Source organism: Pseudomonadota bacterium (assembly GCA_016927275.1).
GTDB lineage: Bacteria > UBA10199 > UBA10199 > 2-02-FULL-44-16 > JAAZCA01 > JAFGMW01.
In genome coordinates this window covers 1-14593 of record JAFGMW010000061.1, presented here as the reverse complement: position 1 = coordinate 14593, position 14593 = coordinate 1, and the positions used below count along the sequence as shown (strand labels likewise).

Annotated in this window: 11 protein-coding genes and 2 tRNA genes; 9 read left to right on the top strand and 4 right to left on the bottom strand. The window is 63.9% G+C overall.

Annotated features, from left to right (window positions below; genetic code table 11):
- Positions 1 to 160 precede the first annotated feature (160 nt).
- The 6 genes from JXA24_03765 to JXA24_03740 all read left to right on the top strand — a co-directional run bounded on the left by JXA24_03765 (position 161) and on the right by JXA24_03740 (position 10774).
- Positions 161 to 6220 carry a hypothetical protein gene (locus tag JXA24_03765; protein MBN1282870.1) on the top strand — a complete coding sequence of 2020 codons (6060 nt, stop codon included), beginning with the start codon at positions 161 to 163 and terminating at the stop codon, positions 6218 to 6220.
- Positions 6221 to 6485: 265 nt separating this feature from the next.
- Positions 6486 to 7760, top strand: a complete 1275-nt coding sequence (locus tag JXA24_03760) for a PEGA domain-containing protein (protein ID MBN1282869.1) — start codon at positions 6486 to 6488, stop codon at positions 7758 to 7760.
- Between the two features lie 7 nt (positions 7761 to 7767).
- A complete protein-coding gene (locus JXA24_03755) occupies positions 7768 to 8529 on the top strand; it encodes a hypothetical protein (protein ID MBN1282868.1) in 762 nt (253 codons plus the stop codon).
- The gene (locus JXA24_03750) at positions 8511 to 8978 is read left to right on the top strand and encodes an OmpA family protein (protein MBN1282867.1); all 468 of its coding nucleotides are present in this window, start codon (positions 8511 to 8513) and stop codon (positions 8976 to 8978) included. Before JXA24_03755 ends, JXA24_03750 begins: the two co-directional genes overlap by 19 nt.
- Before the next feature lie 14 nt (positions 8979 to 8992).
- Positions 8993 to 10096, top strand: a complete 1104-nt coding sequence (locus JXA24_03745) for a hypothetical protein (protein ID MBN1282866.1) — start codon at positions 8993 to 8995, stop codon at positions 10094 to 10096.
- 81 nt (positions 10097 to 10177) lie between these two features.
- Positions 10178 to 10774, top strand: coding sequence for a hypothetical protein (locus JXA24_03740; protein MBN1282865.1), 597 nt, complete (start codon positions 10178 to 10180; stop codon positions 10772 to 10774).
- A 36-nt stretch (positions 10775 to 10810) separates the two neighbouring features.
- Here the strand turns inward: JXA24_03740 and JXA24_03735 are convergent.
- The 3 genes from JXA24_03735 to JXA24_03725 all read right to left on the bottom strand — a co-directional run bounded on the left by JXA24_03735 (position 10811) and on the right by JXA24_03725 (position 11527).
- Positions 10811 to 10884, bottom strand: a tRNA-Asp gene (locus JXA24_03735).
- 82 nt (positions 10885 to 10966) lie between these two features.
- A tRNA-Val gene (locus JXA24_03730) sits at positions 10967 to 11038 on the bottom strand.
- Between the two features lie 99 nt (positions 11039 to 11137).
- On the bottom strand, positions 11138 to 11527 hold the full coding sequence (locus tag JXA24_03725; GenBank protein ID MBN1282864.1) for a hypothetical protein: 390 nt from the start codon (positions 11525 to 11527) through the stop codon (positions 11138 to 11140).
- A gap of 97 nt (positions 11528 to 11624) precedes the next feature.
- Here JXA24_03725 and JXA24_03720 point away from each other — a divergent pair, with 97 nt between their 5' ends.
- The 3 genes from JXA24_03720 to JXA24_03710 are packed head-to-tail and all read left to right on the top strand — an operon-like array spanning position 11625 to position 13958.
- Positions 11625 to 12467 (top strand): undecaprenyl-diphosphate phosphatase, encoded by an 843-nt coding sequence (locus tag JXA24_03720; protein ID MBN1282863.1) that lies wholly within the window; start codon positions 11625 to 11627, stop codon positions 12465 to 12467.
- Positions 12468 to 12483: 16 nt separating this feature from the next.
- On the top strand, positions 12484 to 13437 hold the full coding sequence (locus JXA24_03715; GenBank protein ID MBN1282862.1) for a prenyltransferase: 954 nt from the start codon (positions 12484 to 12486) through the stop codon (positions 13435 to 13437).
- Complete coding sequence (locus tag JXA24_03710; GenBank protein ID MBN1282861.1) at positions 13434 to 13958, top strand: nitroreductase family protein; 525 nt, start codon at positions 13434 to 13436, stop codon at positions 13956 to 13958. The genes JXA24_03715 and JXA24_03710 overlap by 4 nt, the downstream gene beginning before the upstream one ends.
- A gap of 50 nt (positions 13959 to 14008) precedes the next feature.
- Here the strand turns inward: JXA24_03710 and JXA24_03705 are convergent.
- The coding region (locus JXA24_03705) for a replication-associated recombination protein A (GenBank protein ID MBN1282860.1) at positions 14009 to 14593 on the bottom strand (585 nt) is incomplete at its 5' end.

Here is a 14593-nt window from a genome sequence, read left to right as displayed (position 1 = left end):
AAAACAACCAATATTATCAAATAGTTATAACGATAAGCGATCCGTGGGGCAGGGGCCTGATTTTTTCCTGAATAATCAATAGGTGCGCAACATATTCGATATTTCGCCGATAACTATGAGGAACGGCAAATCGATGATTTTCAGCCGGTCAGGGGTATAGATGCGAGCTGGAGGCAAGACCACATTCGGGCCGAACTTCGGCGCCGGCGCGGCCAACCTCATGGGTGTGGCGCCGGGCACGACATGTGTGCCCGGAGGGGTTGCGGGTTTCGCGGCAAATGCGGCGGGAGCTGTTGCGGGGACTGTGCAGCCTCACTCCCGGTCTTCGTTTTCAATGGCGGAAGACGGCCGGCGCGTCATCGCGCCCCGCGGCAAGCTCATTCCCTCCGTCCTTGCGGATCGTCACGCGCAGATGGCGATCGAGGGCGCCGGCGCCATGCTCGCCAAGCCACTCCCCATGGCCAGCTGGGTCGATGCGGAGTTCGGCTCTTTGACCGATGTCCCTCGGGAGTTGCAGAAGGTCCGCAACATGGGGATTCAGAGCAGCGGCGACATAGGCAGGGCGCTCGACTATCTCGCTGTGATCGATCCTCGCCTGGCCGGTATCGTTGAGGTCGTCAGAAAGCGCCTGGCCGAGGGGAAGCTCAAGATAGAGCTGGACTGGGACAGGGACGACTCCGCTGCCGCACAACTGACTTTCCAGGGCAGGGTCGATCGATCCTCGAACGAGTTCGGCGAGAGGATCGTCCTGCCCGGCAGGGCGGGGCCCGACGCCCTGCTCCACGAGATATTCCATATCCTTCCCATGTACATGATAAGACCGATATTCAGCGGACAGAGGCTGCCCCATCTCCCTGAAATCGATCCAGGGGCCTCCTTCCGCGAGCTCCGCCACGCCCTCCTCATGCACGCGAGGGGCCACGAGACGATAAGCTTCGGCGCTCAGTGCATGCTGTATGTTCTGGAGTTGGGCAATTTTATCAGACACTCTTTCAACTCCGATATGATGTCAGACCTCTACGGCGCGTGGGAGCGCGAGGGCCTGGCTGGGATCGCCGCGGTCTTCCCCTACTACATGACGCACTACGAGCTCAGGGAGGGGCACATCGCGACGATGCTGGCGCTCGTCATAAAGGTGGAGGGCAGGACCGACCTCACGTGGGACGAGTATGAGAAGCTCGTCTCCCGCTACAAGACGCGGGAGATGGGGCTCCTCGAGGACTATCTCAAGAAATACGTCACTGAAAAGGGACTGGACGTGCCGCCCGATTTCTTCTCCACCATCCAGGCCGCCAACCGCGTATTGAGGGCAGCGGGTCCTTCGGCGCAGCTGCGCGGCGACAAGCTGGAGCGCGTGGCTCAGGCCTCATTCGACGCGCTCGACCTCATCGAGGGGCTCTCCGATCCAAAGGAGGCCGAGGGAGCGGGGATATCGGAGCTCTCAGTCGGGGATATCCCGCCTGAGGAGGGCAGGGCCGATCGCAGGGCGATATTCGCCGCCTATGCCGGCGTCGTGGATCGTGTGCTCGATAACCCGCCCGCCTCCTTTGCGCGCGAGGAGCTCGCATCGCTGGTCTCCTTCTCGCGGCTCCTGCCGCCCCAGACTGCGCTCACGCTGGCCAGGCGCCTCAAGGTCTATCTGCTGGACGCAAATGACCTTTCCGTGATGCTCGGGCTCATCCTGTTCGAAAAGGGGCTCAAGCACGAGGGCGGCGAGATGGTCAGGCAGAACCTCGATCTCGCCACACTGGGCAAAGCGCGGGATACCATCGTTGAAGTCATGGGCGAAGAGTTCGTGACAGCGTTTCTTAAGGAGCGCCTTCGGAGCTATGGCGAGGAGAGGGAGCGCTTTTCACAGGCCTTTCGCATCTGGGCGCAGGACCAGTTCATCCTGGAGGAGGGCTCGGCCGTCGAGTCGGACCTGGCGGAGCTCTTCGGTCATCCAGGCATCTTCGGCGCGGACGGCTGGCAGAGATTGGGTTCGTGGCTCATCGAGCACCCGGCGGACATCGACTACAGGCCGGACGAATCGCAGATCCTGGTCGTGCCAAAAAAGATGCGAAGCGAATTCCCTGATTACGCGCGCCTTCTCGCAGAGCTCGGGGCGCAGGTTAGGTCAGGCCGCCTCAGCGCGGAATCGCGGCGCGGGGTGGAGGGGATGCGCGCCGGGCTGATCGAGGCCATGCGCAGGCCCCTGGCTGCCCTCGCCAGGATAGTCGAGGCCGGCGGCGACCACGCCGATTCCCTGGACCTCTGGAACAGGGGCGGACTCGGGAAGCCGAATGTCGATTCCATCCGCGGGCTGAACCTGCTCTCGCCCGAGGAGTTCGAAGAGGTGCTCAACGGCATGCCCGATTCCCTGAAGGAGAGGTTTGCCGTGGAGGCGGACTTCGAAAGGGACGGCTGGTGGAGCCATCCGGATTTCGTGGTGCAAGAGGTCGAGGCTGCCCTCGATGTCTTGGAGGAGCTGCCCGACAGGAAGGAGGCAGAGGTCAAATCGGCGCTGCACACCTTCAAAATCTATCTCGATGCGACCATCGAGAAGATCGAAGGGACGGACCCGCCGCGCTCGGACCCGCTGGCATCGAGGCTCCCCTCTCTCGTAGAGAGATATCTCGAGCTGATGGAGCGGCATCGCTCCCATATGGACAGCGTGGCCGAGGAGATCCACTTCGGGACTGTGCACGGAGACCCGGCTTCAAAACGCCATGAGTTAAGGCCATTCCTCTCTTATCCGATCGACAGTCTTGAGATCATTCTCGGAGCATTCAAATATACCTACAAATTGGAGTGGCTCTCCGCGCTCTCCAGGATCGAGAAGCACGGAGGCGGCAGCTATCTCAGGCGCGCGATGGATGAGCTCAGGAAGCTTTGGTCGCTCAGGCGCAAGCTTTTTTGGAAACAAACTGAAGCAGATGACGATGATATAAAGCTGATGATCGACCACTGCATTGCGCCGCACGCGATCAACATAATGCTGGAGGCCCTCAGGAGGGGCGAGGGGGGGATCGCATCTGAGGCCTATGATTTCCTTTTCGAGGTCATTCCATCGGCTTATCCGCCCGACAGGCGTTTCGCCGACGTCGATGGCCGCGTTGGGTCGTGGGGTAAGGCCAGCAAATTTCTCTCCCGCTCCGGAAAGATCGACTGGGCCCTGAGGCTCGAGATCGACCGCCAGAAGGCCGTTGTGAACGGCGGTCTCGAGGCCTGGACCGACCGCGTGCGAAGGGAGCTCGACCGGGGCGGCTCCAACATCGGCATCGGCATATTGGGGCACTTCTCGCGCGAGTTCGGTAAGATGGGGGAGCCGGATCGCCAGAGGGACATGCTGAGGCTCATGATGATGAAGAGCCTGCAGACGCTGGGCTCGGCATCGCATCTTGAAGCTGTCGAGGGCGTGAAGGAGACGGTCGCGGCGGTGCATAACTCCGTGCTCAGCGGCGCGGCCAAGGACGAGCTGCTCACCGAGTATCTGGAGACTCTGCTCGGGCTCGCAGTCGCATTCCGCGGGGTCGACCTGGACCTCCTCTCGAATCTGGGGGGTATCCTGCCCTGGCGCGCGGCCGATGCGATCTCGGGCGATGTGCCCCATTATCCAAACGCCGAGCGCGTGGTCCTGAGGGCTCTTGCCTCGGTCCCGGAGCTCGTGGAGGACAGGAAGGGAAAGAACGACCGGGCCAGGCTCGGCGCCTTTGCCGGTGCGGGGCTTCCGCTTCAGAGACACGCGAGATGGCTGCAGCATCTCTTCTCCGATCCGGCCTCCGCGCCTGAGCTCGCGGGGCTTGCCATGAGGCACGACTACAAGGCGGCGCTGGCCGGGCTGGGCCTTCCGCACCCTTACGACGTGCCGAACAGGGTGAGCACCGAGTGGGCGAAGGGGTTTCTTGCCGCAAACGGGGATGTGATCGCGGCCGTCATAGACGAGGGGGACCCTGCGAGGGTGGGTCTCGTGCTTCGCATCCTCAACAGGGTGATCTCTTCCGAGCTTGTTCAGATCATCGAGGATACCAGGGGGCGCGACTATTTCCAGGACAGCGCCCTGGCGGGATCGGCCACAGCGGGCTTTATGGTGAAGCGCCTAACCGATCAGCTGGCCGTCTCCGGGATGACCCCTTCGTGGCAAAGGTTCATGGAGGTCCTCTTCGAGGCCGGCCCTCAGTCGATTCATCGCCTTGGGGCCGCGGGCGAGCTCATGCGCGTGGCCTCGACGATGGACGAGTTCCGGGCGATCTTCGACGCGGCGACAACAAACCTCGTCTTCAGCAAGAGGACCAGGGCGATGCTCGACACCCTCAGGGAGAAGGGCGACGAGGAGGCGGAGCTGGAACTGATGGAGCGGCTGCTCTCCCTGCATCATTCCCGGCACCCGGGCGGGATGGTTAGCGACTTCTTCCTCAAGAGGTTCATGGAGGACGAAAAGCTGCGCAGCTCCTACTGGAACCACATCGCCGGCAGGGACGGGGACGTCGATCCGCTCGTGCTCGTGGAGCTGGGGACCGCAAGGGCGGACTATCACCTCTCCGGCAGCGAGATGGGCCTTGCCAGGGTCGGCGATTACCTGCGAAGGGATTTCCTGGAGCGCTACGAGTTTTACCTAGACGCAGTGAAGTTCCTCATGGCCTACGTCGAGAAGGCAGGGACAAAGGTCACCGGATACGCGGACGGATACTCCTTCAATTTCCTCGAATATGAGAGGAAGGTCTTCGGGAAAGATTCCGAGGCCTTTGCCCGACTCGTTTTCGGGTCAAACCAGGAGTTCAGGTCGGACGTCGAGGCGGTCGGCGAGCTTGAGGACAGGGTCAATCAGTTCGCGGCGATGCTCTTTGACGCCGGCTGGACCGTGAAGGTCGCCAAGGTCTTTGATGAATTTTCAGTCCACCGTTCGGGGGCCAGGGATAGAAAAAGGACGTTCGGGAAACTCCTGTGCGATATCGGCTCGGAGGTGGAGAGGCTCCAGGCCGAGTACGCGGACATCAGCGACGAGTACATGAGGGATCTCACCGCGGATGTCGAGCTGCCCGAGTTCATCGACAGGCAGGAGGGCTTGAAGAGGGACGTGCTCGTCTGGGCCTTTGTCTCGCTCGACCCGGCCCAGAAGAACACCATCCGCGCGAAGCTCGAGGAGGCGAAATCGGACGAGGAGCGCCTGCTCGTCATGGGGCAGGCGGCGCACTTCGAGAAGCTCCTTCAGCTCGCGAGCATCCACCCCGCGGTCCCGGCAGATCTCCAGGAGCTCTTCTCGGTCTTCCAGGAGGACGTGCCGCACCGCGACGAGATAGATGCGCAGAGGACGCTCAAGTGGGCCTTCGTGGACTCCAAGAGGGCGAGCATCGAGGTCGATTTCATAAGGCCGATCAAGGAGGGAACGATCGGCGGCGTCTACAGGGCGACGTACGGCGGTGAGCCGGTGGTCATAAAGCTCATGCCCGAGGGCAAGCAGAACGACCTCGACGACTCTCTCAGGATCGTAAAGGAGATAAGGCGCTTTCTGACGGCGGAGGGCTACTCCGCGAGCGGCGCGAGGGCGCTCGACGACTTCCTGTCGTTCTACGAGCGGACCATGGCCGGTGAGATGGATCTGTCGTTAGAGCTCGATCGTGCGTTCCACTTCGATAGATTCCTCTCCGACGCGTGGCTGGGCGATGGCTTTGTGGTGCCGGATTTCGTGGATGAGCTGGCGTCGATAAACGCCGTGGCCATGAGGCCGCTGCCGTCCCGGAGGCTCGGCTCTCTCTCCGAAGAGCAGAGGGAGGCGGTCTTCGCGAGGATCGACGATGAGCTCATCCCGGCCATGATGGAGAGGGGGATCTTTCACTTCGACCTGCACCCGGGCAACATAGGCCTCGCGGAGGACGGCAGGATCGTTCTTTACGACGTGGGGAGAGTCCACTCCCTCTCCGAGGGCGAGAGGGCAGCCATGATGGAGTTCTTAGTGGCTGCCGTCGGGGCCAGGGGGGGGGCGGCGAACGGGGAGCTGAGAGAGGCCCTGGCAAAGCTGGGCACGGTGCGCGACGCAGAGGCGTTCGTTCGGATAGACGATCTCCTCAAGGTCCTCATCGAAGCGGATGATCCTATCAGGGCGGTGGAGGAGATCTACCCCCGGCTCTCCGAGTACGGCTTCAGGCTGGGCGATTCATATGTGAAACTCCTGCTCATGCATCTCACCTGGGAGGGCACCAAGGAGCACCTCCGCGCCCGCGCAAACGGTAACGGCGGCTGATCAAGACAGTATCATCATCGCACTCAATCCCTTCGATATCGCCCAGTGTAATGGGCGAGTCCCGGCCAGGTCGATCGGATGCCGCGTTTTCGGCACAGGTGCACAAAAACGCTGCACACTGCAGCGAACATGTGCAGTCGATGATTGTCGTCTGCTCCGGCAAGTCGTCCGATCTTCGGTCGATTCGCCTCTGATATCGAGATCTTCTGATTATATTCCCCGCAGCGGTCAGCCCCTGGCACGGTCCTTGCTTATGTCAGGCCGCATGGTCATCAGGTCGCGAACTTTCAGGTCACTGGCAGCCCTCGCATCGGCGCTCATGGTAATGATGCCGGCGCTTTCCCCCGCAGCCCAGGCGGCAAGGAGCGTGGCAGTGCAGCCGGTCGCGGACGGGGATTCGGACGAGGCCAGCCGCGAGATCGCGGCGGAGATAGGCGACGCGCTCAAGGCCACAACCCCGCATCACGTCATAGATTCGAAGCTCGCCGCCGAGGTCTCCTCGTACCAGGGGGCGCTGCCGCAGCCGTTCCCGGAGGCGGCCGCCCTGGTGAGCGCCGCCAAGGAGCACTACTTCAACTTCAAATACGACGACGCGAACCGGTCGCTCGAACGCGCGATATCCATGCTCGCCCCGTATTCGGCCGCTGCCGGGGTGGCCCCGCTCATCCTCGAGGCGCACATAATCAGGGCGATGGTCGCAAACTCTCGCGCCAAAAAGGATGCGGCGACGTCGGCGCTGAACGACGCGCTGGCCGTGGACCCCTTGCTCACCCTCGCGGCCGCGGACTATCCGCCCAGCCTCGTCTCCCTGCTGGACGATCTCAGATCGGCCGCAGGTCGGGCGGACACCGGATCGATCGCGGTCGTGAGCGTGCCCGAGGGCGCCGATGTCCTCATAAACGGGATCAGCCGCGGCAGGGCGCCGCTTGAGCTGGAGGGTCTTCCCGCGGGGACATACTCGCTTGCGGTCTTGGCGAACAGGTATGCTGCGTTTGAGAAGTCGGTCGCGGTAGAGCCGGGCGGCCGGGCGGAGGTGAAGGCGAGGCTTCGCTGGGCAAAGGGCAAGGCCGGTTCCGACAGGGCCTCCCGCGCTGCCGACGGCGCTGCAGCGGTGCGCGAGGGGGTTCGCATGGCCGACGCCCTCAGCGCCGACAGGGTGGTGCTCATAGACGCGGACTCCGGGGCGGGCGGCCGCATGGACGTGATCGCGCGGACAGTGGACCGCGATCTCAAGGCGGGGGCTGCGCCGGTGATGGTGAGAGGCGTGGACCCGGATTCGCACAGCGGGCTCATCGCCGAGCTGGTGAAGGGGATCGCGGGGCAGGTCGATCTGGATCTCGCCTCCGATCCGCGCGCCTTCGTGGACCCGATCGGCGAGGCGGACGCGAAGATCCTCGCGAAGAGGAAGAAGCCCCTCACCAGGCAGCCGCTGTTCTGGGGCGCGATCGGGGCCGCGGCCGCGGGTGCGATCGTGGGCGGCATACTCGCGGCGATGGGGGGAGGCTCCTCCACGGGGGACATAAGGGTAAACTTCAGGTGAGGTGCTTATGACGGCAGAGGAGATGAAGAGGATCCTTGCGCTGCTCGCGCTTCTGGCGCTGGCCGGGTGCGGGGCCGACCCCTGGCAGGGCTCGGGGGGCGGGGCGCTCGCGGTTACTGTCAAGAACGCGGCGAGCTTCGACCCTGCCGCGGAGCACGGCCGCATAGTGAGCTATCGCGTCTCGGTGAGCGGCGAGGGGATCGAGGAGCCGATCGTCGCCCTCTTCGACGGCGGCGCGGACGGAGGCGTGGTGGCGGGCGTCCCGGTGGGGGAGGGCAGGACCGTAGCGGTGGAGGCGGTCAATCCGAACGAAGCGGTGATACGCGCGGGCGAGTCGTTCGGCGTGAAGGTCGGCGGCGGGCTCACGGAGGTCGAGGTGGAGATGGAGGCGGTGCCAATCTTCACGAACATCGCGGAGGGCAACGCGGTCGACAACACGAGGCTCCTCTTCAGGATATTCTCCGATCCGTCGAACCCCGTCGTGGTTCACGAGATATCGCACGGCGCGGACACGGCCCTCGTGGACGCCTCGACGAGCCTCGCCGAGCTGTACCTCGACGAGTCCACGGGCATGGGGCGCTTCGCGCCCGCGCTGATGGAGCCGGGCAGGCGATCGTTCGAGGTGAGGGATCTCGTGAGCGGCCGCTCGAGCGCCGCGTCGGTGCTGGTGCTCGACGGGACGCGCCGCAGGCCTGCGCCGCTGGTCGCGGCGACGGGGGCCGAGCGTGATGTCGTGCTCTGCAGCGCGCCGTGGTGCGCGCCTTGGTGATGGGGGTCGCCGTGATATTGCGAATCGCATCGTGTCTGCTCCTCCTGGCGTCTGCGGCGGGCTGCGCACAGGCGCCGCGCCGCGGTGCCGAGACCCCCGTGCGCCCGCCCGACAGGGCCGGCCTCGTGGAGAGGGTGAGTTTCCCCACCGCGGGCGCGACCCCCGCGCCGCGCGACGCCGCTGCGGTGACGAAAAACGCGAGGTGGATGGGGGAGAACCGCGCCGCGGTGGTCGTGCTCAGGGGCCACTGCGACGAGCGCGGCTCGTCCGAATACAACATGGAGCTCGGGGACAGGCGCGCGCGCAGCGTCATGGGGATGCTGATGCGCGAGGGCGTGCACCCGTCGAGGCTGATCGTGGTCTCCAGGGGGGAGTCGGAGCCGATCGATCCGGGCCACGGCCCCACGGCGTGGGAGAAAAACAGGCGGGTCGAGTTCGTCGTCAGATAAAAAGGAGGTTTCAGATGAAGTCGGTGCTCAGGACGTTTATTGCAATCGCTACAGCGGCTCTTCCGGCAATCTCTTTCGCTGCCCAGCGCGCGGTCCCGCAGGTCATAGGGTTCCATTCCGCGATCCACGACGAGGGCGGAAACCCGATCGCGGACGGCGAGTGGGGCGTGGCGTTCAGGATCAAGGACGCCCTGGGCGAGACGGTGTACGAGGAGTCGCAGAGGGTGACCGCGGTGGGCGGCGGGCTCTCCGCCCTCATTGGCAACGGGCTCGATGCGAACGGGGCGCCCACCGGCGGAGTCCCCGTCGAGGCGATCGACCCTGTGCAGGGGCTGTATCTCGAGGTCGAGGTGGAGGGGCACTCGCCGATCTCCGGCATGGAGCTGGCCTCGGTGCCGTACTGCGGCTATTCGCAGGTCGCCCTCTCCGCGGCGGCCGGGAGCGTGGGGTTCGAGGCGCTGGCCTCCGGAGCGGTGGACGAGATAGCGAGGCAGCTGACGGGGGGAGTGGGCAGCGAGGCGATAGTGCTCAGGGACGAGCTCGTCACCGTATACAGCTCGCCCGAATCGGCCTCCTATATCGGGGTCGCCTCGGACGGGCTCGGCTATTCCGAGTCCGGGGACCTGCAGCGCGTGCTGGACGACCTCGATTCCGCGATCGCAGCCAACGCGCAGACAATAGCGCAGGAGGCAGCCCAGCGCATAAGCGCGGATGCCCAGAAGGTTTCCAGGACAGGCGACACCATGACAGGGCCTCTCACCATGAACGCGGACATAGTCATGGCGGACGGCGGCACGATCGACGGCTATGACGTGGGGAGCGAGCTCGGCCAACTCATCAGCCGCACCTCCACCTTCACGAAGGTGATCTGGGGGAGCGCGCTCTGCGACACCTCGCCTGCGATCTCCGGGCCCGGCGTGAGCATCACATGGCTGGGCATCAACCAGTGCCGCATCGACTTCAATCCGCCGATGCCCGGAGGCACCTATGCCCTCGTGGTCACCCCGATACCGCTTTCCTTCGGCGAGCCTGAGATCCCCCGCATTGAGGACAAGGGCGCAGGCGGCTTCGTGGCGAAGAATGCGATTCAGTTCGACTTTGTGGCCATAGGCCAGTGAACCGGGCCCGCTCTCCCCGGCAACTTCGAGGTTGATTTTGTGGGCCCTTGGGCTAGGAAGGGGCTCCAAAGGGGAGGGGCCATGAAGAGATCGGCTGTCGTCGTCGCGCTCGTCGCAATCGCTCTGGCAATCGTGGGGGAGGCATTCGCTGCCGGGGAGGAGCCGGTCGTCTATTTCCGGATGCCGGACGGCCTCTTCCAGAAGGCCTGTGCAAAGAAGGTCTGGAGCGGGGTGACCGCGAAGTTTGCAGGCGCGAAGGACGTGCGCGAGGCGAGGGAGATCGGCATACAGGTGAAGGGCGACTCCGAGATCCGAGTCTATTCCAATCCCTCTGTCGACGTGCTCATGACCGATGCGCTCGGCGACCTCTTCGAGGAGTGCGGAATGAATCTGGTCGCGAAGGTCCCCGAGGGGGGCACGGTCATCGAGGCGGAGGTGAGGGAGTTCTTCGTGGGCGTGGAGAAGGGGACGGTCACGGGCAGGTCCGAGGCGCAGAGCCTCATCACCTTCAACATCAAGAAGGGCGGGCAGATCACATCGGTCGACGTGGGCATGGAGGTGGACGCCAAGGGCGTGCGCAAGAAGAAGATAAAGGCTGTGAGCGACGCTGCCAACAGGCTTCTTGCCGAGACCCTCAAGGCTATCCCCGAGAACCGCTACATGAAGGAGATAAAGTAGGTCCGGAGGGGTGGAACAAAGAAGCGGCCGGATGAGCGGGGCTGACGGGACTCGAACCCGCAACCTTCGCCGTGACAGGGCGACGATCCAACCAATTGATCTACAGCCCCGCCCATCCGACCGCACATGAAGCGAGCGGCTTTATTAATTCAACCCCGCAAAAAGTCAATCGTTATAAATGCTTGAAATCTGTGGGCGTTACAGGATTTGAACCTGTGACATCCGCCTTGTAAGGGCGGCGCTCTCCCGCTGAGCTAAACGCCCGAAATCGCAGAGGGCGAGTCTGCCAATGCCTCCCCTCAATATCAATAAAAAAAGCGCCGGCCCTGCGGCCGGCGCTCTTGTTTTTCCCTCGTGCCGGATTTACTTCCTGTTGCAGTAGATGCTGTCGCACTTCTCCTTGTTGCAGCGGACCTTCAACTCTGCGAACTGGTTGTAGAGCGTCCGCAGCTCGAGCCTCTGGTTCTCCTTGTCGTACCTGTTGTCGCTCTTGCGCCAGTCCTTCTCGTAGGTGAGATCCCCGAACTCCTTGCCCTTCATCTCCTTCTCGATGTTTCCGCTGTTGTAGGTCATGTTGTTCTGATGTGCATCGGCCCACGCCTTGCATGCGTCGTAGGCCATGTCCTTGGGTGCGTCCGCAACGTCGCCCACGCTCTTCGGCACGCTGATGCCGAACGCGAAGCCGTTCGTCGCAATAGCCGCGACCGCGATCACCGCCACCACTGCCAGGACTGCGATTGCCCCTCTCTTCATACTCCCTCCTTTGTTGGTTGCAGGGCTTATAATGCCGAACCCGCTTCGCGGCAAGGGAAATTGACAAGAGGCTCCCCTGCACCTAGTATGCGCCCCCATGAACGAACTCACTGTTTTGAAAGCGATATTCTTGGGAGCGCTGCAGGGCGCCACCGAGTTTTTGCCTGTCTCGAGCTCGGGCCACCTCGTGATCGCGCAGGGCCTCCTTGGGGTGAGGCTGGAGAACGGGGGGCTGCTGGCCTTCGACGTGTGCCTCCACTTCGGCACCCTCCTGGCGGTGGCGGCCTATTTCTGGAGGGACATAGCCGATATCCTCGCGAGCCCCTTCGCGAAAGACGCCCGCGCTGCCATGAAGTCGGGGATCAATGCCGGCGAGGCGAGAAAACTCGGCATCTTCGTGCTGATCGGCACCGTGCCGGCAGGGGTGGTGGGGGTTGTACTCGACGACTTCTTCGAGGCGCTCGTCTCCAATCCGCTGGCCGCCGCCTTCATGCTGCTCGTGACGGGCGCAATCCTCTGGGCGACGCGCCGGGTGAAGGGCGAGGGGGACGGCGTCGCGGGCTTCACGCTGAGGCAGGCGCTCATCGTCGGGTTCGCGCAGGCGTTTGCGATCATCCCCGGGATATCCCGCTCCGGTTCCACCATATCGGGGGGCCTCTTCGTGGGCATGAACAGGGAGCTGGCCGCTAAATTCGCATTTCTGCTGGCCATACCGGCGATAGGCGGGGCCACGGTGCTCAAGATCGGTGATCTGGCGGCGATGTCGAACGATATCCTCGTCGCGGCACTCGCCGGCGCGGCCGTGGCGGCGGCGGTGGGGTTCGCATGCATAAAGTGGCTGCTGGCCCTGGTGAGGCGGGGGAGGATCTGCTGGTTTGCCCCCTACTGCTGGGCAGTGGGCCTGGCGACGATCGCATACGTCCTCTCTTCATCTCGATAGTCGTGAAAGGGCCTTCATGAGCGCTGCCACACAAGCGGGCGGTCTTTCGCATAGCCTCTCGGTCAAAGCGCGGATGTGGTGGGTCGCGGTGCGGCCGTTCTCGTTCCCGGTCTCGCTCGTGCCTGCGGTGCTGGGCGTTGCCTTCGCATGGACGCGCGGGTTTGAAATAGATCCGCTGCTCGCGTTTCTCACCGCCTTTGGCGCGGTCGCCGCGCACGCCGGGGCCAACCTCCTGCAGGACTACTTCGACTTCACCTCCGGCATAGACGGGCCAGGGAAGCAGGGCGGCAGCGGGATGCTGGTCTCGGGGACACTCAGCCCGCGCGAGATATTTGCAGCATCTGTCGTAGCGTTCGCGATGGCCTCCCTCGTCTCCGTGCCGCTCATCCTGCGCGCCGGCAGCGCGCTCCTCTGGATCGTGCTCGCGGGATTCGCGCTGGCGGCCGGATACGCGGTTCCCTCCCGCGGACTCAAGCACTACGCCCTCGGCGACATCGCTGTCTTTCTGGCATTCGGAGCCGGCGTCACGCTCGGCTCATATCTCGTTCAGGCGGGCTCGTTCTCCTTCGCTCCGCTGGCGTGCGGCGCGCCGTTCGGCATGCTCGTGGTCGCGGTGCTGCTCGCAAACAACATCCGCGACGCGCGCGAGGACGCGAGGGCCGGCGTGCGCACGCTCGCTGTCTTCATTGGCGGCAGGGCGGCGAGGGCGCTCTACATCGCGCTCGTGCTGGCCGCATTCGCCATGCCGGCCCTCTTCGCTGCGCTTCGGCTTGTGAACGCCGGCGCCCTGTTGTCTCTCGCCGCGTTCCCGTCGGCGTACGGAGCGATGAGGGACGTATGGCGTGCGCCGGACGATTCGAGCACAGAAACAGCGCACGCGGACGAGCGCACCGCGAAGATTGCGCTCATCTACGGAGCGCTCATGGCGATCGGGATGGTCGCATGGAAGCTGCTCGAAGGGGGTGTGTGATGGCCGAGGCTCTCAAGACGATATATTCGAGGAAAAGCGTCCGCAGGTACGCGTCGAAGCCGGTGCCGAGGGGTCTCCTCGAGAATTTCATCAGGGCCGGGATGGCGGCGCCCTCCGGGACCGACGCCCGCCCCTGGAACTTCGTCGCAGTGACCGAGCCGGCCCTCCTCGCGAAGCTCTCCGATGGGCTCAAGTACGGCAGGATGCTCAAAGGCGCCGGCGCGGCCATCGCCGTGTGCGGCACGCCTCACGAGCCGAGGCCCGGGCTCACCAACGAGCTCTGGATCCAGGACTGCGCGGCCGCGACTCAGAACATCCTGCTTGCGGTCGAGGACGCCGGCCTCGGCGCGGTCTGGGTCTGCGTGCACCCCATCGAGGAGCACGTGCGCCACGTCCGCGAGGTGCTCGGCATCCCCGAGGACACGGTCCCGCTGTGCGTCGTATCGATCGGCTACCCTGCGGCTGAAGACAAACCCAAGGACAAGTACGAACCCCGCAAGATACACTGGGAGAGGTGGTAACTTGAAAACAGGTTGAGGCTGAGGTTGAGCACAGTTTCCTTCCCTCAACCTCAACCTTTCTTCGATCTCCAGCTCTTGAGTCTCTCCGAGATGTTCCGCTCGTAGCCGATGTCGGTGGGCTCGTAGTAGCGCTTCCCCTTCAGATTGTCGGGAAGGTACTGCTCGCCTGGCACGAAGTGGCCCTCGAAGTCGTGGGCGTATTTGTAGTCTTTGCCGTATCCCATCTCCCTCATCATCTTCGTGGGAGCGTTGCGTATATGCTTCGGCGTGGGCAGCGCCCCGAGCTCGTTCACGTCGGCCAGCGCCCGCTTGTAGGACATGTATGCTGCGTTGCTCTTGGGGGCTGTGGCCAGATAAGTGGCGCACTGGGCGAGCGGGATCCAGCCCTCCGGCATTCCCACGAAGTCCAGCGACTGCATGCAGGAGATGGCGACCTGCACCGCGTGCGGGTCCGCGTTGCCCACGTCCTCGCTCGCGAAGATCACCATCCTGCGCGCCACGAAGAGAGGGTCCTCGCCGGCCTCGAGCATGCGGGCGAGATAATAGACTGCGGCGTCGGGGTCGCTCCCGCGCATGCTCTTGATGAAGGCGGAGATGACGTTGTAGTGCTCCTCGCCCTTCTTGTCGTAGAGCAG

Bases quoted from the DNA above. Each gene is read 5' to 3' on its own strand.
- JXA24_03765 (MBN1282870.1), top strand. From the start codon at position 161: ATGCGAGCTGGAGGCAAGACCACATTCGGGCCGAACTTCGGCGCCGGC.
- JXA24_03760 (MBN1282869.1), top strand. From the start codon at position 6,486: ATGGTCATCAGGTCGCGAACTTTCAGGTCACTGGCAGCCCTCGCATCG.
- JXA24_03755 (MBN1282868.1), top strand. From the start codon at position 7,768: ATGACGGCAGAGGAGATGAAGAGGATCCTTGCGCTGCTCGCGCTTCTG.
- JXA24_03745 (MBN1282866.1), top strand. From the start codon at position 8,993: ATGAAGTCGGTGCTCAGGACGTTTATTGCAATCGCTACAGCGGCTCTT.
- JXA24_03740 (MBN1282865.1), top strand. From the start codon at position 10,178: ATGAAGAGATCGGCTGTCGTCGTCGCGCTCGTCGCAATCGCTCTGGCA.
- JXA24_03725 (MBN1282864.1), bottom strand. From the start codon at position 11,527: ATGAAGAGAGGGGCAATCGCAGTCCTGGCAGTGGTGGCGGTGATCGCG.
- JXA24_03720 (MBN1282863.1), top strand. From the start codon at position 11,625: ATGAACGAACTCACTGTTTTGAAAGCGATATTCTTGGGAGCGCTGCAG.
- JXA24_03715 (MBN1282862.1), top strand. From the start codon at position 12,484: ATGAGCGCTGCCACACAAGCGGGCGGTCTTTCGCATAGCCTCTCGGTC.